Below are 19,623 nucleotides of genomic sequence, written 5' to 3' on the forward strand. Positions count from 1 at the left end.
CTTACTGTCCTCCCTTCAATACTTTTAGTTGCACACCAGCCTGACGGATGGCATCTTGAGCGCTTGCCAATGCTTCTTTTTCTCCAGACAAAACAACAACAAGCTCACCCACAGGGGTACCATCCAAAATTTCAATATTTCCATAAAGAATATTGGCTGTTACTTGGTAGTGTTTGTACAGCTCATTTAAAAGTGGCTCATCTGTAGAAGCACCTGCATACTTGAGTTGCACCAAAATGCTGTTTTCAGATAAGTGCTCTACAATTTCTTGTTTCTCAATCTTGACCATGGCTTCATCAATACCTGTCGCAGTTGAGATAAAGTCCTGAGTCAATGGTTGCTTAGGATCTGAGAAGATTTCAAGAACACTGCCCTCTTCAATCAAGCGACCATCCTGCATCACAGCTACACGGTTAGCAATGTCTTTGACAATCTGCATCTCATGTGTAATCAAGACAATGGTCAAACCTAGCTTACGATTCAAATCTTGCAAGAGCGACAAGATTTGTTTAGTTGTCTTAGGGTCGAGAGCTGAAGTTGACTCGTCTGAAATCAAGATTTTTGGATCATTGGCCAAGGCACGTGCAATAGCCACACGTTGTTTTTGCCCTCCAGAAAGTTGTGAAGGATAGTTTTCGGCACGGTCAGCCAAGCCGACCAAGTCTAATAATTCAGCCACTTTAGCCTTCTTATCTTTCTCGCTAAGTCCAGAGTGTTTGAGGGCGAAGGCTACGTTTTCCTCTGCTGTTTTTTGACTCATAAGGTTAAAGTGTTGGAAAATCATCCCAATATCTTGACGTTTGCGGCGCAATTGTCCCGCAGTCAAAGTCACCTTGTTATCAAAGATTACATCATCATCAATGGTAATTCTACCTGCAGATGGTTTTTGCAAAAGATTAATAACACGAACCAGGGTTGATTTTCCTGCTCCAGAATATCCTACAATTCCATAAATATCCCCTTCTTTGATGTGAATGGTCACATCCTTGACCGCTGTGATGGTTCTTTTCTTTTGGTGGAAAGTCACATCAATCTGGTCTAATTTGATAATGTCTCTACTCATAACTTCTAATCAGCTCCTCTACTAATTCAATATGGGTGTAATAATCGGCGATTCGCACATTTTCATCTCCACCATGGTCTCGGCTATTAGCATTTCCTAGACCAAAGGCAACCATGGGTACTTCTAAGGCATCAAAGACTGTATGCATAGGACCTGTCCCAGCCGTTGTTGGCAAGACCGATACGCCCTGTGGATAGAATTTCTTGGCCAGCTCAATGACATTGAGAATAGATGGTGCACTCATATCACTTCGATAACTCATCTCACCCAAGGTATAGTACAATTCTACCTTATCAAAACCATTTTTGTCTAGTTGTTTCCGGATTTTCTCTAAAACATCATGTGGTTCTAGCCCAGGGACCAAGCGAACTTCTAGCTTGGCGCTAGCTTCTGCTGGCAAAATCGTTTTAACTCCTTGACCTTGATAACCTGACTGAATTCCTTCGATATTGAGTGCTGGTTCAAAGAAGAATCGTTTTAGAAAGGCTTTACGTTCCTCTTGTAAAAGCGGCAATTCCAAGCCATAAATCTGGCTGATCTCCTCTGGATTGCGTTGAGCATAGGTTTCAACCAAGGCCAACTCACGTTCATTAGGCTCCTGCACATGATCGTACAAGCCCTCGACTAAAATACGTCCATCCGCAGATCGCAAACTGGTCAAAGCTTGAATGAGATACCAGGGAGCTGACTCTACAATTCCACCATAACTAGAGTGGATATCCACATCGGCACTCTTAACCTTGGCATCAAAGGTCACAATCCCCTTGTTCCCACCAGAGATTTCTAGCTGTTCCAAAGCATTTTTGGTTCCTTGTTCCCAGACCAACAAATCTGCACCACGAAGCTTGTCCGCGTGTTTTTCTAGATATTTGTCCAAATCCATAGAGGCAGACTCTTCAGCTCCTTCCATGATGAAGCTGATATTGACTGGTAGATCATCATGGTCCTGCATGTATTTTCTAAGAGCACTCAAGCGAGCAGTGATATGCCCCTTGTCATCATCAACCCCACGCCCGTACATGATGCCATCACGGACAGAAAGCGTAAATGGATCCTCTGTCCAGATCTGGTCACTATCCGCAGGTACTGTATCATAGTGGTTGTAGAAAATGATTGTCTTGGCATTTGGTCGTGAACTTTTGAAATATGCCATGACAAAAGGCGCCGTATAGCTCTCGTCAATCTCAACTTCTGCGCCAACACGTTTAAAAATCTCGCCTAGATAACGAGCCACCTCTTTCAGACCGACCTGTTGGGCAAAGACTGATTTTTTAGAAATCAGGGTACGCAAAACTTCAAAGTAATGTTGCGCTACATGATCCTTTTCAAACTTTTCAATTTGTTCTTCTTGGCTAGGGAAAACCATTTTCTCTCTACCTTTCTACTAGGGCTTGTACCTTTGAAATCAATACAAGTGGATTTCATTTGTTTTAGGCTCTATATAAATAAAAGCAAGAGGTGGAAAAAATCTCTCCCACCTCCCTGTATTTATTACCAAACTGGTTGATCCAAGCCGTCTGAAGTTTCTTCGATAACTTTTTTAACTTCATCAGTGTGGTAAGCAGCGATAATTTTCTTGATTGCACTAGCTTTAGGCGATGTTTCCCAATCACTCTTAGCAACGATGATGTTGTACCATTGTTTTGAGTTTTCGTCAGCTTGCTCTTTAAAGAGTGCTTTCTTGTAGTCCAATTTTGCTTCTGTAACAAAAGTGTTGTTTACAACAGCCGCATCAACTGATGATAATGAACGAGCTGTTTGGCTAGCATCCAATTCAGTGATTTTCAAATTTTTTGGATTTTCTTTGATGTTTGCGATGGTAGCAAGTTCTGTTCCTGAAACATCCAATTTAATCAAACCAGCTGATTGAAGAAGGTAAAGGGCACGGCTTTCGTTAGTAGCATCGTTTGGAATTGCGATTTCACCCTTGTCTGGGATTTCATCTACTTTAGTGTACTTGTTTTGACCATCTTTTGTTCCAGAGTATAGACGAATTGGTGAGATGTAAGTATCTGCAATCGCAACAAGCTCTTGTCCATTTTCTTTATTCCAGTTATGCAAGAAGTTATAGTGTTGGAAAGCATTTAAATCTACTTCATCGTCAGCAACTGCTTTGTTTGGTTGTGAGTAGTCTGTAAACTCAGTAAATTCCAATTTAATGCCGTCTTTCTCAACCAATTCTTGGATTTTATCCCAACGTGCTTCTTCTGAACCGCTACGGTTTACAGTTGCGATTTTAACTGTTGTTTCCTTAGTTGCTTTTTCAGCCGCTTTTTCTGCTGAAGATGCACAAGCTGCAAGTGTAAGCCCTGCTACTGTAGCGACTGCTGCTACGCCTAACCATTTTTTGATTTTCATGATTCATTCTCCTTTAAAAATAATACCGTAATAGTATCTCATACTTTATTTGATTTCGCAAATTGTTATTAGATAGGCAGACGTATAGTTTGAAACTATATGTCTAAAAGTTGCAAAATCATCCATCTCTCAGTGATGGATGATTTACAAACTTATTTAATATCAGCTTCTGCTGGGAGGTAAGAACCACCAAAGAACTGTTGAGACAGTTTTTCAAGAGTTCCGTCTTTGTATAGTTCTTGGATGCGTTTGTCCACAAATGCCTTCAACTCATCTTGACCTTTTGCAAGAAGTGGATATACGTAAGGTTGTTGGTCGCTTGGAAGTTCGATAACTTTCAAGTTATCCAAACCTTGGTCCTTGATGACTGTCTCTACACCGATTTTATCAAAAATCTTGTAGTCAAATCGGCCATCACTCAAACGTACCATGATTTGTTGGAAGTCCCCTTTAACGTAGTTAAGGATAGTTGGGTTATCTGGGTGTTGTTTGTTGTAGTCTTCTAGCTGTTTAGCAGATGTTGTTCCTTGAACAACTTCTGTTGATTTTCCACCGATATCATCAAACGATTTGATGCTAGAGTCATCTTTTTTCACTACAAGAACGTTAGGGTTTTTAGCAGTTGGAGCTGCATAAAGATATTTTTCAGCACGTTCTTTAGTGTAGCTGATGTTGCTAACAGCCATTTGGTAACGATCAGCATCAAGTCCTGCAAAAACACCTGACCACTCTGTCTTCTCAAACTTGACAGTATACTTGTCAGAATCTTTAAAGATAGCGCGAACCACTTCAATCTCGTAACCAGTCAATTCGCCATTTTCTTCATAGTTGAATGGTTTTGGTGTAGCATTGGTTACAACGATAATTTCTTTCTTACCAGATGTTGCTTCACTAGTTGCAGCATCTTTCTTCTCACCACCTGAGCAAGCTGCTAATACACCTGTGGCAACAAGCCCTAGGGCAGCAAGTGATGAATATTTAACGATTTTTTTCATGATATTTCCTCCAAAATAAAATACAGTCTTATCTTAACAGAAAAAAAGTAATTGCGCCATTATATGATTTCTATCTTTGCCATAAGTTTTCTTTATGGCTGACTAAAAGACCAAACGTAGGACTGCTATCAAGGCCACTCCAAAGAGAACTGTACCCACCAGATTGCGGTAGCGAAAGGCGACAAAGGCCGTCGGAAAGACTGCTAAAAAGTCTAACCATTTTATCTGTGGGAAGCTTCCAATTTTTCCTGTCACTACACTTGAAAGAATCAAGGCGAAGATAATAGATACAGGTAAAAATTTCAAAAAACGCTCTACGATTTCTGGTAATCCTTTGTACTTAGCAAGGATGAAAGGAATCATTCTCGGAATCCAGGTCACCAAGCCAGATAAGATAATTGCCATTAAAATATACTTACTGACCATCCAAAATCACCCCCATAGTACAACCTAGCAAGGTCGCAAACAGTACAGCTAGTGAATGGGACACCACTGTCAAAAGCAAAAAGAAAGAAAGGGCAACAACTCCTAAAATGATGAAGAGGTTGCGCAAGGGAATCCGTCTTTGCATCATCTGAAACTGAGAAGCAAAAATCCCGATAAACATACCAACCAAGGCAAAATCAAGCCCAAAAATCTCAGGATTTGGCAAAAGCCCACCTAAGGCAGTCCCGACAACTGTCCCCACAAACCAAGCTAGATAGCTATTGAGATTATTTCCATGCATCCACATAGGATTAATCTTGTCCGTATGGACCAACTCTCCCATCAAGACGCCATAGGTCTCATCGGTCAAGAGGCTGGACATGCCAATATTGTGCCCTAGGCTAGTATGACGGAAATAGGTAGACGCATGTAAACTCAGCAAAAAGAGACGTAGATTGATCAAAAAGACCGTCATGGCGATGGCTGCCACAGGCGCTTGAACTGCAATTAAGGCTAGCATTGCAAACTGGGCGCTCCCGGCATAAACAAAGAGGCTCATCAAGCCCATTTCCACAGGTGTTACATAGGGTGCACCGATAATCCCACAAGCCAGACCAATACTAACATAGCCTAGAGCCGTCGGCATCGCAGCCTGTACTCCCTCCCAAAATCCTTTTTCTTTCATAAACCTCCTCATTCTTACAAATATATCATTCGACTGCCAAGCGTTCAAAACAAGGACCCTAGGGCGACTACCACTGAGATTGATCGATGCGAATATTATATTGGTTAATCTCAGGATTGTCATCATCCTCATATTTTGTAGGATAAATATCAATCCAGGGCTCTCTCAGTTGCCCTTTCAGTTTGATCTTAAACCGATAACCACCATCATCCTCGACCAAGGCATCAACTTTCAAAGACTGAAAGTTAGGTAGAGCTTCGATTTCTGCTTTCATGTCTTGGGTCATCTGATAAAAGATCTCTTTCTGTTGAGCTTTAGAAGCTACAGGGAAATAAACCGACGCCCCTTGTAAACGATGTGATTTTGAAAAAGTAAAGGTCACGCGACCACTATAACCTTTCCATTTAAAATTTTCATAGTCGTAGAAAAGACGCCCAGTTTTATAGAGATAGGGATCTTTTGCACGCCAAGGATTGTGATAGCCTGTTTCTGTCTCTTCTACTATTTCATTAGGTTTTCCAAACACTTTTTCAACGGATTCGACAGGCATGTTAAGTGAAATAGAGTCAAACATGACCAATTGCGTCTTTTGAAACATCTGGAAAACCATTAGAGACAGCAACAATACCCCTAGGGCAAGTACAATACTAATTGTTTTTTTAAATTTCATATGTCTACTATACTAAAAAGTTCCAGCATTTGTCCAAACAAAAAAGCCAGCCTCAAGCTGACTCTTTATTCTATGGTATCAAAAGCAAGACTAGGTTTGGCATTGAGGTCTAAGTCTGCAAAGTTTTCTTTGTTCCACTCACTAACGCTAGCATAGGCAATCATACCCGCATTGTCTCCGCAAAGTCGAAAAGGTGGAATGATAACCTTGACGTCGGTGATTTCAGCTGCTAGGCGTTCTCTGAGACCTTTATTAGCTGCTACACCACCAGCCACAACTAGAGTTTTAACAGGGTATTTTTCTAAAGCCTTCTTGGTTTTTGCCATGAGAATATCTAGGACTGCTGCTTGGAAGGAAGCAGATAGGTCTTCCTTGGATAAGCTTTCTCCCTTTTGCTCGGCATTGTGGTGCAGATTGATAAAAGCAGACTTCAAACCTGAGAATGAAAACTCCAGATTATCCTCCTTAATCATGGCACGAGGGAAGTTATAAATATCCTGACCTTGGTGGGCTAACTCGTCAATCTCCCGACCTGCTGGATAGGTCAAGCCCATGACACGACCGACCTTGTCATAGGCCTCGCCAACCGCATCATCTCGAGTTTCACCAACAATCTTATAATCACCAGCCTCAGAAACATAGACCAACTCTGTGTGCCCACCACTAACCAACAGAGCTAGCAAGGGAAACTCCAAGGGCTCAACACTTTGAGCCGCCATGAGGTGACCAGCCATGTGGTTAACAGGGATAAGTGGAAGTCCATGTGCCCAAGCAAAGGCCTTAGCAGCTGACAAGCCAACTAGCAAGGCTCCGACCAAGCCTGGTCCATAGGTAACGGCAACAGCTGTCACGTCCTCTTCGGCAATCCCTGCTTCTGCTAGAGCTTCCTCGATACAAGCTGTGATAACTTCGACATGGTGACGACTGGCGACTTCTGGCACTACACCACCAAAGCGCTTGTGACTTTCAATTTGACTAGCAATGACGTTGGACAAGAGCTCATCGTCGTTTTTTAAGACGGCGACACTGGTCTCATCACAGGATGTCTCAAATGCTAAAATATATCTATCCTTCATCTATTTCTCTCTTCATGATAATGGCGTCCTCAACTGGATCATGGTAGTAGGCCTTTCTCTCAGCGATGACCGCCATTTTTTCTTTCTTGTAAAATGCTTGTGCTCGTTGATTTGACTTTCTGACTTCGAGGAAAATCTCCTTGTCCGTCGGTAAAGTTGCAAACAAGTCTGATGCTATCCCCTGTCCTTGATAGGCTTTTTTGACAGCGATTTGCAGGACTTCTGCTTCAAAAAAATTCTCCTGAACCGCTAGAAAACCAATCACTTCTACCCCATCAAAAGCAAGAGCATACCAGGTCTGATCTTGAGATAGGTCTGCTTGGATTTGTTCCAAGTTCCAAGGGCTAACTGTGTAAACATCCGTCATGACAGCGTAAATTGCCTGTACCAAGTCAGGTTGCTGTTGGATTCGTTTGATTTCAATCATAGGCGTTTGATGTAAGATTCGCCAGACTCAGTGTGATTTTTGAGCCAATTTTCCTCAGCTTCGACACGTTTGAGATAGTTTGGTACAAAATCGTGCAAAGAGTCGACTTCCTTGTCCCAAGCCCAGAGGGCTAGATTCGCTGCATTTGGTAAGGTTTCCTGATAGTTAGCCTGTGGTAAACGCTCTTGGATTTGCTCAGCAAAGGCTCCCACTTCTCCGACAAAAGTGACTTGTTCAGCATCCTTGACTTGCTCTAAAACTTCCGCAAAAGACAAGTGGGCTTCGGGAAGGACAGGATTTTCATTTTCATAAAACCCTGCATAAACATTATTACGACGTGCATCCATCAAAGGAACAACCAAACCTTCCTGCTGGCTCGGTACCAGAGCTAAAAGACTAGACATCCCCACCAACTCAATGTTCAGGGTATGTGCCAAGGTCTTGGCAGTTGCTACTGCGATTCGCAAGCCAGTATAACTACCAGGCCCCTCTGCCACAACGATTCTATCCAAGTCCTTTGGTGTCAAATCTAGACAGGTCATCAAAAAATCGATGGCTGCCATAAGGGTAATACTGTGATTTTTCTTGATATTAATTGTGGTCTCGGCAAGAAGCTGCTTGTCCTCTAAAATGGCTAGAGACAGAGCCTTGCTAGACGTATCAAATGCTAATACTTTCATAACACATTCCTATCTTTTTGTCTGTTTACTATTATACTACAAAAGCCCCCGCATGGGAATTTTCTTAGTTTTGAAACAAAATTGCCCTGCCAAATAGACAGGACAAGCACTCAAGAATTCAATCCGAAGTAAAACACAAGCCAGACCACATAGGTCACCAGAAGGAGGAAAATGGAATACAGTGTTACAAAGAGAATTTTCCAATATACAGCTAGTTTTCTATGTTCTAGACGAAGAAATAGTAAATTGCCACCGTAAACACAGGCAACAAATACCGCAAAGGCCAGAAGACGAATGACAATAGCTAGTTGAAACATAGAGAGCCTCCTTTCTCCAATTCTAAAGGCAAATATTTCAAAATCATCATCTAATGAAAAGGAGCAAATAGCCTCAAAAGGAGCCAGAGCAGTTGCAGCAATATGTAGAATCTCCATCCAAATAGGTGAAACACAAAATCAAGCATAGCTAGTCCTCCTTAATCAAGGAAAACCTCTTTTCTAACTTTATTATAGCACTTGCATCTGATGCCTTCAAATACTTATACAAGGTAAAATGAAACGCATTTTAAGCTCCTTGCTTTCATGTTTCCTGCTTTTACTAATTCCCCTTTTTATGTTATAATTGAGATAATTGTAACGAATCAAGGTCAATCCAGACAGAAAATGAAATGGAAACAAACAGCTTCAAGCTGGTAATTTTTTGAATACAGCTGACCTGAAAACAGAAAGGAAACACATGATTTACAAAGTTTTTTATCAAGAAACTAAAGACCGTAGCCCACGTCGTGAAACAACACGCTCACTTTACTTAGACATCGATGCTAGTTCAGAACTTGAAGGACGCATTATTGCCCGTGAACTTGTTGAAAAAAACCGCCCAGAATATAACGTAGAATACATCGAACTCTTATCTGACAAACTACTTGACTACGAAAAAGAAACTGGCGCATTCGAAATTACGGAGTTCTAATATGGCCTATACTCTTAAACCAGAAGAAGTAGGCGTTTTTGCCATTGGTGGTCTAGGAGAAATCGGTAAAAACACATACGGAATCGAATACCAAGACGAAATTATCATCGTTGATGCAGGGATTAAATTCCCTGAGGATGACCTACTTGGTATCGACTACGTTATCCCTGATTACTCTTACATTGTCGAAAATATCGACCGCGTCAAGGCTCTCTTGATTACCCACGGACACGAGGACCATATCGGAGGGATTCCGTTCTTGCTCAAGCAAGCAAATATCCCTATCTATGCAGGACCTCTAGCTCTTGCCTTGATCCGTGGCAAACTCGAAGAGCACGGACTTTTGCGCAACGCTACACTTCACGAAATCAACCACAATACTGAGTTGACCTTTAAAAATCTTAAGGCAACCTTCTTTAGAACAACCCACTCTATCCCAGAACCTTTGGGAATTGTCATCCACACCCCTCAAGGGAAAATCGTTTGTACGGGTGACTTCAAGTTTGACTTTACACCTGTTGGTGAACCTGCAGACTTGCACCGTATGGCAGCTTTAGGTGAGGACGGAGTACTTTGTCTTCTCTCTGACTCGACAAATGCTGAAGTGCCAACCTTTACAAACTCTGAAAAGGTCGTTGGCCAGTCTATCATGAAGATTATCCAAGGTATCGAAGGACGGATCATCTTTGCATCCTTTGCCTCAAATATCTTCCGTCTCCAACAAGCAACAGAAGCTGCTGTTAAGACTGGGCGTAAAATCGCTGTCTTTGGGCGTTCTATGGAGAAAGCCATTGTCAATGGGATTGAACTTGGCTACATCAAGGCTCCTAAGGGGACCTTCATCGAGCCAAATGAAATTAAAGACTACCCTGCGAGTGAGATTCTTATCCTCTGTACAGGGAGCCAGGGTGAACCTATGGCGGCTCTCTCTCGTATCGCTAACGGAACTCACCGTCAGGTGCAACTCCAACCTGGTGATACCGTTATCTTCTCATCTAGCCCAATTCCAGGAAATACCACTAGCGTTAACAAATTGATTAACATCATTTCTGAAGCTGGTGTTGAAGTAATCCATGGTAAGGTTAATAACATCCATACCTCTGGACACGGTGGTCAGCAAGAACAAAAACTCATGCTCCGCCTCATTAAACCAAAATACTTCATGCCTGTTCACGGTGAGTATCGTATGCAGAAAGTTCATGCTGGACTAGCTGTAGATACTGGAGTAGAGAAGGACAATATCTTTATCATGAGCAATGGTGATGTGCTTGCCCTCACCGCAAACTCTGCTCGTATCGCAGGTCATTTCAATGCTCAGGATATCTACGTCGATGGTAATCGTATCGGTGAAATCGGTGCAGCAGTCCTAAAAGATCGTCGCGATCTATCCGAAGATGGTGTCGTCCTTGCTGTCGCAACCGTTGACTTCAAGTCTCAAATGATTATTTCAGGTCCAGATATCCTCAGCCGTGGATTTGTCTACATGCGCGAGTCTGGTGACTTGATTCGTCAAAGTCAACGTATCCTTTTCAACGCTATTCGTATCGCATTGAAAAACAAAGATGCCAGCATTCAGTCTGTCAATGGTGCCATTGTCAACGCTATTCGACCATTCCTATACGAAAACACTGAACGTGAACCAATCATCATCCCGATGATTCTCACACCAGATGAAGATGAAGAATAATAAAAAATTCTCTGAAATCTTATGATTCCAGAGAATTTTTTTATTTAACGACAATTTCGTAACGTGTTTTGCTTGTGAAAGTTTCACCTGCTTTGAGGATAACTTGATCTTTAAAATCACTATGAATAGCATCTGGTAAAGCTTGCGCCTCAAGAGCAATCCCATTGTGCTGAATCATTGGTTGACCAGCGATGATGACACTCTCATCCACAAAGTTAGCTGTATAGACTACAAAGCAAGGAGCTTCTGTTTTAAAAAGCAGGAAGCGACCTGATCCTTGGTCATAGAGGAAACCAGCATTATCATGTCCTGCAGGAAGAGCAAATGGATGGTCCAATCCAGATACGAGTTGAATCTGCTCATCTTCGTCTGCAAAGATATCTTTCAACAAGGCACCATTGTAGATATGCTTAATCACGTCACGATTAGCATCTGGAGTTTTAGCTGGCACACCGTCAGGAGCGATTGGGTAGATGCCTTCTGTATTCAGTTGGAAAACATGGCGGTCAACCGTCTGAGTGAAATCCCCAGACAAGTTAAAGTAACTATGGTTGGTCGGATTGACCAAGGTATCCTGGTCCGTCGTCACCTTGTAACTAACTTCGTAAGCACCATTTTCTTCCAAGTGGTAGCTGATCCAGATTTTAAGATTTCCAGGGAAACCTCCTGTACCGTCTGTTCTTTCTGTGTAAAGAGTCAAACCATGGTCGCTGACTTCAACCAATTCAAACAAACTAGAATCCCAACCTGTCGAACCGCTGTGGTTACAGTTGCTAGCGTTGTTGACTTCGAGTTCATAGGTTTTCCCATTCAATTCGAATGTCGCACCTGCGATACGACCTGCAACTGGACCTACACTCGCTCCATGTTTAGGACTGTTACCTACATAGCTGTCAAAATCATCAAAGCCTAGGATAACATTGGCAAAATTACCAGCCTTATCAGGAGTTACATAGCGTAGAATCGTTGCACCATAGGTCATGACTTCTAGTTGGTAGCCTGCTTCTGTTTCAAAGCGATAAGCGACAACATCCTTACCATCCACTTTTCCAAATACACGTTCTGTGTATGCTTTCATCCTTATCTCCTTATTATTTGAATTCGTGAATAATAACACCTTGAACGACACGGTTGACTGTACCTGTAGGTGATGGTGTATCCGGTCTGTTGCCAACTTTAAGCGAAGTCAAAAGGGCAAATAATTGACCATAAACAATATAAGGGAATACGCGGTAAACGTCATTCAGAACTCCACCACAGCCAAGCGCTACTTCCTTGACATTTTCAAGGCCAAAGGTTTGGTCACTCAAGAGAACAACGCGACGAGCAATTTTGTCACCAGCAACTTCACGAACCAAGTCTAAATCATACTGACGAGTATAATCTGTTGTAGAACCAAAGACTAAAACAACAGTATCTTCATTGATAAGAGATTTTGGCCCGTGACGGAAGCCAACTGGGCTTTCATACATAGTCGCAACTTGACCAGCAGTCAATTCCAAAATCTTGAGTTGGGCTTCATGAGCAAGTCCGAAGAATGGGCCTGCACCTAAGTAAATCACTCGATTAAAGTCTAAGTCAACCAATTCTTTGACATCCGCTACATTATCAAGAACCTTACGAGCAAGACTAGTTAGTACTTCAAAACGTTCAGCCTTAACAGCAAATTCAGTTGGGTCAAAGACCAAGAGAGCTGTCAACATCATAGAGGTAAAACTAGAAGTCATGGCAAATCCAGCATCGTTAGAAGCCGCTGGTTGCAAAAGCAAGAGGTTGCGGACATCACCGTGTGCTTGGAGCGCTAATTTCCCTTCAGCCGCACATGTGATTGTTACTTGATAAAGTTCATCAACCAAAGCCTTGGCCAAGTCAACTGTTGCCACACTCTCAGGTGAGTTCCCGCTACGAGCGAATGATACCAAAACAGTCGCTACATCTTTTTTCAAATAGGTTTGTGGATTGGCAACAATATCTGTTGTCGCAATGGAGTTGAAATTCCATTTACGTTCGTCATAGACTTCCTTAAAGTATGGAACCAAGGTATCACCTACATAAGCTGAAGTCCCAGCACCAGTCAGGATAACCTTGATGTAGTCATGTTTATCTGCAATTCCTTGCAAGAATGCTGCAATTTCATCACGGCGGGCTTGATAAGATTCAAAAGCTTCCTTCCAAACATCTGGTTGTTGATAAATTTCTCGTGTAGTGATCTCTGCTCCCAACTCAAGCAAATCTTCTTTTGTATAATCTAGCATTGAAAACCTCTAATCTAATATTGTTTCTTGATTGAAAACATGGGAATGGGAGCTGCTCCCATTCCCATGTATATTCTCTATAAGACGTTCTATTCCATCTTATTCATCTTCATCGTCATCGAAGCTAGCTAATAAATCATTAACTTTCACAATGCTTTCTGACGCACGACTCTTATAGTCTGCATCGATACCTGTTAGGCTTGCATTGATAAACTCAATGACCATTGGAAGGTTCATCCCTGCATAAAGTTCAATGTCGCGACCTTCCATAATTAGACGGCTCACCACGTTACATGGTGTTCCACCAAGAAGATCTGCAAAGACTAGTAAATCATCAAAACCTTCAACAGCAGCTTCAAATTTCGTAGCAAATTCTTCTGGTCCATCTTCTGGAAGAAGAGCTACCGCATGAATGTTTTCTTGTGGTCCCATAATCATTTCTGTGCTACCTTTAAGTTCTTCACAGAAACGACCGTGACTCACTAAAATCAATGATTTAGTCATAAATTATGCGCCCATTCCAAGTGCAAATTTACCAAAGGCAGAAAGAGCCAAGGCAAGCACGATAATGATACCGATAGCTTTTGTAGAGTTCATACCTTTCTTACCAAGCAACCAGAAGATGAAGGCAGTGAAGATTGCTGGAAGCAAACGTGGGAAGATTGAGTTCAAGATGTCTTGGAAATCAATCATTTTTTCACCGATTGGCAATTTGTAAGAAATATCAAAGTTGATCATTGTTGCTACAAGAGCACCCATCATGAATACACCAAGTACAGATGCAGCTTCAATCAAAGCTGTCAAAGTACTTTGCATGTTGTTGATAAGGTTAACCCCTTCTTTGTAGGCAAATTCCAACTGTTTCCAACGGAAGATGTCATACGCTACTGCAACTGCGATCCAAAGGAAGATACCCCAAGGTTGACCAGCGATAGCCATTGTTGCAGCGATAGATCCCATGATAGCAGGAACAAGTGAACCAAAGATAGTATCTCCAAGAGGAGCGAATGGTCCCATCAAACCTGTCTTGATACCGTTAACCGCATCTTTTGAGACAACGCCATCTTTTTCTTCCATGGCAAGGTCAAAACCAGCGATGATTGTGTGGAAGAATGGTGAAGTGTTGAAGAATTGAGTATGGACTTTCATCATTTCTTTCAACTCAGGAGTTCCATCTCCATACATTTTACGCAATTGTGGCAAGATCATGTAAAGGTAACCTGATGCTTGCATACGTTCGTAGTTCCATCCCAATTGGAAAGTGAACAAGCTACGTTTGTTAATTTGATTAAAATCTTCTTTTGTTAATTTGTAATTAGAATTCGTCATCTTCAATTTCCCCACTTTCTGATGGTGTAGAAGGTGCTGCTACAGCAACTTTTTGGCTGTTCTTGAAGTGAACAACTGCAAGGAAAATACCCACAATAGAGATACCGATCATAGACAATCCTTTGAAGTTGTTTGCAAAGCCAATTTTTTCAGCAACGTCAGCAGGAAGAGTGCCAATGATACCAGCAACTGCTCCACCAAGACCTGTTACGTATGAGTAAAGTACAGTCAACATAGCTGTCAAACCGAATCCCATAGCAAGGTAGTGAAGGTTACGTTTAACTGGAAGGTAACGAAGCAAGATAGCGAATCCAAGACCTGGAAGCATACGACCTGCAAGAGTCAAACCGTCTGCAACCCATTGGTATTTTATAACAAGGTTTACAACACCTTGTACGAATTCTCCACCGAATTGAAGGGCGAAGAATACTGGAAGGGCACGAGATAGAGCCCAAGGAACTGCACCAAGAAGATAGTTACGTTCGATTCCTTTGTAGTCAAAGCGTTCGATTGCAGCATCAATACGGTGTGCAAAGAATGTTGTAGTCATACGACCAAGTACGTCGAAGTAAGTCAAAAGTGCTGCTACTGGTACAGCGATTGTAGTGATCGCAAGGTCTGTTTCGATACCTTGTGAAACTGAGAAAGCAGTCGCAAGAACCGCACCAGAAGTTGCGTCGATACGAGAAGCACCACCGAAGGTACCTACCCCAAGTACGAACAACTGCAAGCTACCACCGATAAACAAACCAGTTGTCAAATCTCCCATGACTAAACCAGTAATAAAACCAGCGAATACAGGCGAACCTGCAGAAGAAACGATCGTCAACTCATCACAGATTTGATAAGCTGAGTACAAAGTGAGAAGTAAAATTTGCCACCATTGTATCATAACAATGACCTCCTAAAAATTTTTCCTATTTTAATAAGCTCAAAAAGTCTGAAACTGGATCATTTGGAACCATTTGAGCAGTAAGTTTAACACCTTTTTCCGCCAATTTGTGGAAATCTTCCACGTCTTTATCTACAACGTTGATAGAACGTGTGATAGCACGAGTTTCTGGTGTTTGAGACATGTTGCCGACATTGACTGTTTCAAGTGGCACGCCTGCTTCAACCAAACCAAGAAAACGATCAGGTTTGCGTGCTACAATCAAGAGACGTTGGCTATCATATTTACCAGCAAGGATATTCGCTGCTGCTTTATCAACTGGCAAAATACTAAGTTTTACACCTGGTGGTGTTGCAAGTTTCAAGCCACTTTTTTCAACGTCGTTGTTCACAACTTCATTGTCAACGACCATGATACGTGAAACATTAAGTTTAGCAGACCAAAGGTTTGCGACTTGTCCGTGAATTAAGCGCCCATCGATACGGCATCCTACAATTGTCATAAGTTTTCCCCCTTTATGTGTTTGAGTGTAGGTTTACGAGTTAAATGTATGTGTCCCTTATACTCCCCTTCTGTTTCAAAGATAATGATGCGGTTCGCACCTTCCTTGAGATAGCTATGCGGAATATAAAGCGATAAGGTTGGACCGACATTCCAGAAACGACCTAGATGATGTCCATTGATATAAGCAATCCCTTTCCCAAACTCAGATAAGTCTAGGTAGGTATCCTTTGGTGCCTCAACTTCAAAGTCATAGGCGTAAAAGGCAGGTTGCCCTTCTGTCCATTCTTTTGAAAAATCAATCTTCTCAGGATTATCAAGCGGAAGCGGATATTGTTTCCAGTTGAGCAAGAAATGCAAATCTTTACAAACACCTGTGCGAATTCCTTTTCGCTGGGTATCAGCTAAGAATTTGTGCCCATAGTTGACACGTCCCATATTTTCAATGAGTATATCAATGTTGGAGAGCGCTTTCTTTTTTCCTTGACAAAAGATATCTTCGCCGATTTCTGTCTGGTATTGAGTAGCAATCCACTTGCCATCTACAAAGAGCTGTGCTCTATCTCGTCCATCAATAATTCGAATGCGTTCTTCATCTGCATCCCAACTAGCTTCTGTACGATAGAGTAGGTAGCCATAACTTTGCCCAAGTTCTTCCATTTTCTTTGGATAGAGACTTTCAATCGGACTTGATAGGTCATCCAAGGTTTCAAATAGAGAAACCTTCTCGACTAGCGGAATTGCTTCAACTTCCATACTTTCCTTGTAAAGTGGCTCAGATTGCAGATACTCAGGATAGTGAGTCGCCATCATCTCTTTCACTGCGAAATATTTAGCAGTTGGATTTCCAGCTTCGTCTAAAAGACCGTCATAATCATAAGAAGTTACTTGTGGTAAATCAATCGTTCCTCGAGCTGAGCAACCATTCATAAAACCAAAGTTTGTTCCACCGTGGAACATGTAAAGGTTGATAGAGCCTAGCTCCAAAACCTCGCGAACTGCTTCTGCTAATTCTTCTGGGTCACGCTTGATGATAGGTTCTTTCCAACGATTAAACCAGCCATCCCAGAATTCCATACACATGAGTGGCCATTTCTTGCCATACTCATCTAAGAATTCTTGCATCTGTGAAAAATTATAAGTAGCTTTGGAACCAAAGTTCCCAGTCACAAAGAGATCATCCTCAATTAAGGTACCTGCCTTAAGAGTTGCTCGCCATGGACCATCTGATGTGAAAAGCGGACAAGTAACTGCTCGTTCTTCCATCAAACGTCGAATTTCCCTCAAGTAGGTCTTGTCTTCACCATATGAGCCATACTCATTTTCGACTTGCATCATGAGAATGTTCCCACCGTTTTCCAATAATCTCGGAACTAGACGTGGAAGTAACTGATCATAGTAGTGGCCAACCATTTCAATGAAAGCTGGATCAGACGATCGAATTCTCATATCCTTGGTCAAGAGCCATGCAGGTAAACCACCGAATTCCCACTCTGCACAGATAAATGGAGAAGGACGTACAATTGCGTATAAGCCCAGATCTTGTGCAGTTTGAAGAAATTTCTCTAAATCAAGATTTCCTTCAAAGTTAAACTCTCCTTCAGCAGGTTCATGCATGTTCCAAGGAACATACGTCTCAACTGTGTTAAAACCTAAAGCCTTGAGGTTATACAATGAATGATGCCAATCTTCCGCAGGAACTCTAAAATAGTGAATGGCACCGGACAAAATCTTGAATGGTTTTCCTTCCAGATAGAAATCATCTTTAATTTCAAATCTCGCCATTCTTCCTCCCCTAAAAACGAAAAAGTTTGCGCTTTCATGTATTGTTATATCAACTATAAACTAATCGGGGGTTAATGTCAATACCTTTTGAAATTTTCTTTAAAATTTTTCTATTTTTTTACTGAATCTTTTCTAAAAACCTTCTCAAAGCCCGTTAAATCAACATTTTGAAAAAACAAGCAAAAATAAGGAATAAAACACAAATTATTTATATGTATTCTAATTTCTTATTCCGATATTTTAAATTTTTCCAGTGCTTTTCTACTCTTTTTTTCGATTTTATGTTAAAATCATAAATGGAGAAGGAAAAAATGAGGTGAAAATATGGCAATTCCAAAGTATCAATACATTAAAGATGAATTGAAAAATAAGATCATTTCTGGTCAATTTGCTAGTGGAGATAAATTCTACACTGAAGCAGAATTGATTTCCATGTATGATGTTAGTTCAATCACAGTAGTTCGTGCCTTGAATGACCTTGCTAAAGACGGATACATTGTTCGTCAACAAGGTAAAGGAACATTTGTAGCTCGTGCTCGCAAGCATAAACTCGTTGAATTTTCTGATGTAGAAATCTTCGAGACCAAAGACGATAAGGTAACTGTTCTTTCTATCGAACGCGGGAACGATCTTAAATATCTAGAAAAGCTCGGCCTACGTGGTGATCAATTCTACTACAAGATTGAACGTGTTCGTGAAACAAACGGCATCACCTATATCTATCATAGTTCATACATCCCTGAACAATACATCAATGCCAACTATCCAAACCTTGAATACTATAGTTCTATCTATAATCGTTTCAAATTGGACTACCACATTCACATGAATGACGAGCATTTTGAAGAAATTAATGAAATTGTATTTCCAACTCCAGAACATGCCGCTTCTATCCTAGGAATCGACACTCAATTCCCAACTGTTTTCCAAACTAGGACAACTAAGCTTGAAGCAACTGGTCAAGTTTTGGAATACATCGAAACTTATAAACGTTCTGATTTCTACAAAATTAAATTCATCTCTTGTGACCGTGGTCACTAATGTTTAAAAACCTGAGACAACTGTCTCAGGTTTTTTATATACCCATTATAGCATCAGCTCCCTTTCCTGAGAATAGCATTTTAAACAATTCTATAATTAGTAACCTTTTTACTAAAAAATAGTCAAAACTTGGAAAATATATCTTAATTTATAATTTATTCTATTTTTTATAGTAATTTCCTCAAAAACTTGACTTTATTTTTGTTTGAACATACAATAAAGCCAGTGTGTGAAAACGCTATCAAAAATGCGAAAAGGAGGTTTTTAATGAAACCAGAAAACAAACAGCGCTTCTCTATTCGTAAGTATGCAATCGGAGCAGCTTCTGTATTAATTGGATTTGCTTTTCAAGCCCAGGGTGTTGCGGCTGACGGAGTTGTACCTATCACAACAGAGGATCAGCCTACTATCCAAACTACTGGAGAATCCGCTCCACAAACGAGTGAAGAAAAGCTCGAGACTGCTCCGTCAACAGAAAATGTGACTCCAACTGCTCCAGTAGCAACTACAACTACTGAAGCTCCAAAAGTTGAAGTTGCTCCTGCGCCTACTGTAGAAGAACCTGTTGCAACCGAGGTAGCTCCAGCTAAACCAGTAGTAACTGAAGAAGCTAAGAAGATAGAATCTGAAAAAGAAGAAAACAAAGAAGCTGCTCAAGTCGAAGCCCCTTCAGCCAAAGAATATAAACTTCCTGAAACAGGAAACCAAGAGTCAGAATGGTTGATTGCTACAGGTTTGATGGCTGCACTCACAGCTTATGAACTTAGCAAGAAAAAAGATTAAG

The 19,623-nt window shown here is 41.3% G+C and carries 22 protein-coding genes; 4 read left to right on the plus strand and 18 right to left on the minus strand.

Annotation, left to right across the window (positions count from 1 at the left end; genetic code table 11):
• Position 1: 1 nt before the first annotated feature.
• The 11 genes from ACXYSN_RS06795 to ACXYSN_RS06845 all read right to left on the minus strand — a co-directional run bounded on the left by ACXYSN_RS06795 (position 2) and on the right by ACXYSN_RS06845 (position 8,697).
• The gene (locus ACXYSN_RS06795) at positions 2-1,063 is read right to left on the minus strand and encodes a methionine ABC transporter ATP-binding protein (protein WP_458636575.1); all 1,062 of its coding nucleotides are present in this window, start codon (positions 1,061-1,063) and stop codon (positions 2-4) included.
• Entirely contained in the window at positions 1,056-2,429 is a 1,374-nt protein-coding gene (locus tag ACXYSN_RS06800; RefSeq protein WP_458636576.1) for a M20 family metallopeptidase, read from the minus strand. The genes ACXYSN_RS06795 and ACXYSN_RS06800 overlap by 8 nt, the downstream gene beginning before the upstream one ends.
• Positions 2,430-2,554: 125 nt before the next feature.
• A complete protein-coding gene (locus tag ACXYSN_RS06805) occupies positions 2,555-3,421 on the minus strand; it encodes a MetQ/NlpA family ABC transporter substrate-binding protein (RefSeq protein ID WP_458636577.1) in 867 nt (288 codons plus the stop codon).
• A 152-nt stretch (positions 3,422-3,573) separates the two neighbouring features.
• The gene (locus ACXYSN_RS06810) at positions 3,574-4,416 is read right to left on the minus strand and encodes an amino acid ABC transporter substrate-binding protein (protein ID WP_458636578.1); all 843 of its coding nucleotides are present in this window, start codon (positions 4,414-4,416) and stop codon (positions 3,574-3,576) included.
• Positions 4,417-4,518: 102 nt separating this feature from the next.
• Positions 4,519-4,842: an AzlD domain-containing protein gene (locus tag ACXYSN_RS06815; protein ID WP_458636579.1), complete on the minus strand. Its 324-nt coding sequence runs from the start codon at positions 4,840-4,842 to the stop codon at positions 4,519-4,521.
• On the minus strand, positions 4,832-5,527 hold the full coding sequence (locus ACXYSN_RS06820; protein ID WP_458636580.1) for an AzlC family ABC transporter permease: 696 nt from the start codon (positions 5,525-5,527) through the stop codon (positions 4,832-4,834). The genes ACXYSN_RS06815 and ACXYSN_RS06820 overlap by 11 nt, the downstream gene beginning before the upstream one ends.
• 67 nt (positions 5,528-5,594) lie before the next feature.
• A complete protein-coding gene (locus ACXYSN_RS06825) occupies positions 5,595-6,197 on the minus strand; it encodes a hypothetical protein (RefSeq protein WP_458636581.1) in 603 nt (200 codons plus the stop codon).
• A 65-nt stretch (positions 6,198-6,262) separates the two neighbouring features.
• A complete protein-coding gene (gene tsaD, locus ACXYSN_RS06830; protein ID WP_458636582.1) occupies positions 6,263-7,273 on the minus strand; it encodes a tRNA (adenosine(37)-N6)-threonylcarbamoyltransferase complex transferase subunit TsaD in 1,011 nt (336 codons plus the stop codon).
• Positions 7,263-7,700, minus strand: a complete 438-nt coding sequence (gene rimI, locus ACXYSN_RS06835) for a ribosomal protein S18-alanine N-acetyltransferase (RefSeq protein WP_303943406.1) — start codon at positions 7,698-7,700, stop codon at positions 7,263-7,265. The genes tsaD and rimI overlap by 11 nt, the downstream gene beginning before the upstream one ends.
• Positions 7,697-8,380: a tRNA (adenosine(37)-N6)-threonylcarbamoyltransferase complex dimerization subunit type 1 TsaB gene (tsaB, locus tag ACXYSN_RS06840; protein WP_458636583.1), complete on the minus strand. Its 684-nt coding sequence runs from the start codon at positions 8,378-8,380 to the stop codon at positions 7,697-7,699. The genes rimI and tsaB overlap by 4 nt, the downstream gene beginning before the upstream one ends.
• Positions 8,381-8,490: 110 nt before the next feature.
• A complete protein-coding gene (locus tag ACXYSN_RS06845; protein ID WP_235083557.1) occupies positions 8,491-8,697 on the minus strand; it encodes a hypothetical protein in 207 nt (68 codons plus the stop codon).
• A gap of 418 nt (positions 8,698-9,115) precedes the next feature.
• On the opposite strand from ACXYSN_RS06845, the gene ACXYSN_RS06850 reads away from it, so the two are divergent.
• Both ACXYSN_RS06850 and rnjA read left to right on the plus strand, forming a co-directional pair.
• Entirely contained in the window at positions 9,116-9,349 is a 234-nt protein-coding gene (locus ACXYSN_RS06850; RefSeq protein ID WP_006149645.1) for a DNA-dependent RNA polymerase subunit epsilon, read from the plus strand.
• A 1-nt stretch (position 9,350) separates the two neighbouring features.
• On the plus strand, positions 9,351-11,036 hold the full coding sequence (gene rnjA, locus ACXYSN_RS06855) for a ribonuclease J1 (protein ID WP_006149607.1): 1,686 nt from the start codon (positions 9,351-9,353) through the stop codon (positions 11,034-11,036).
• Between the two features lie 40 nt (positions 11,037-11,076).
• Here the strand turns inward: rnjA and ACXYSN_RS06860 are convergent, their stop codons facing one another.
• The 7 genes from ACXYSN_RS06860 to ACXYSN_RS06890 form a co-directional block, all read right to left on the minus strand.
• A complete protein-coding gene (locus tag ACXYSN_RS06860) occupies positions 11,077-12,114 on the minus strand; it encodes an aldose epimerase family protein (protein ID WP_458636584.1) in 1,038 nt (345 codons plus the stop codon).
• Positions 12,115-12,127: 13 nt separating this feature from the next.
• Complete coding sequence (locus ACXYSN_RS06865; RefSeq protein WP_458636585.1) at positions 12,128-13,291, minus strand: SIS domain-containing protein; 1,164 nt, start codon at positions 13,289-13,291, stop codon at positions 12,128-12,130.
• 99 nt (positions 13,292-13,390) lie between these two features.
• The gene (locus ACXYSN_RS06870) at positions 13,391-13,795 is read right to left on the minus strand and encodes a PTS sugar transporter subunit IIA (RefSeq protein WP_458636586.1); all 405 of its coding nucleotides are present in this window, start codon (positions 13,793-13,795) and stop codon (positions 13,391-13,393) included.
• 3 nt (positions 13,796-13,798) lie between these two features.
• Positions 13,799-14,620: a PTS system mannose/fructose/sorbose family transporter subunit IID gene (locus tag ACXYSN_RS06875; protein WP_458625445.1), complete on the minus strand. Its 822-nt coding sequence runs from the start codon at positions 14,618-14,620 to the stop codon at positions 13,799-13,801.
• Complete coding sequence (locus tag ACXYSN_RS06880; RefSeq protein ID WP_303943411.1) at positions 14,607-15,512, minus strand: PTS mannose/fructose/sorbose/N-acetylgalactosamine transporter subunit IIC; 906 nt, start codon at positions 15,510-15,512, stop codon at positions 14,607-14,609. Before ACXYSN_RS06880 ends, ACXYSN_RS06875 begins: the two co-directional genes overlap by 14 nt.
• A gap of 25 nt (positions 15,513-15,537) precedes the next feature.
• Entirely contained in the window at positions 15,538-16,014 is a 477-nt protein-coding gene (locus ACXYSN_RS06885; RefSeq protein ID WP_006149635.1) for a PTS system mannose/fructose/N-acetylgalactosamine-transporter subunit IIB, read from the minus strand.
• Positions 16,011-17,798: a glycoside hydrolase family 35 protein gene (locus ACXYSN_RS06890; RefSeq protein WP_458636587.1), complete on the minus strand. Its 1,788-nt coding sequence runs from the start codon at positions 17,796-17,798 to the stop codon at positions 16,011-16,013. The genes ACXYSN_RS06885 and ACXYSN_RS06890 overlap by 4 nt, the downstream gene beginning before the upstream one ends.
• Before the next feature lie 324 nt (positions 17,799-18,122).
• Here ACXYSN_RS06890 and ACXYSN_RS06895 point away from each other — a divergent pair, with 324 nt between their 5' ends.
• Entirely contained in the window at positions 18,123-18,839 is a 717-nt protein-coding gene (locus tag ACXYSN_RS06895) for a GntR family transcriptional regulator (protein ID WP_006149619.1), read from the plus strand.
• A 267-nt stretch (positions 18,840-19,106) separates the two neighbouring features.
• Positions 19,107-19,622, plus strand: coding sequence for a YSIRK-type signal peptide-containing protein (locus tag ACXYSN_RS06900; RefSeq protein WP_458636588.1), 516 nt, complete (start codon positions 19,107-19,109; stop codon positions 19,620-19,622).
• The last annotated feature ends 1 nt before the right edge of the window (position 19,623 follow it).

The sequence above is a fragment of the Streptococcus sp. V869 genome (genome assembly GCF_054353515.1).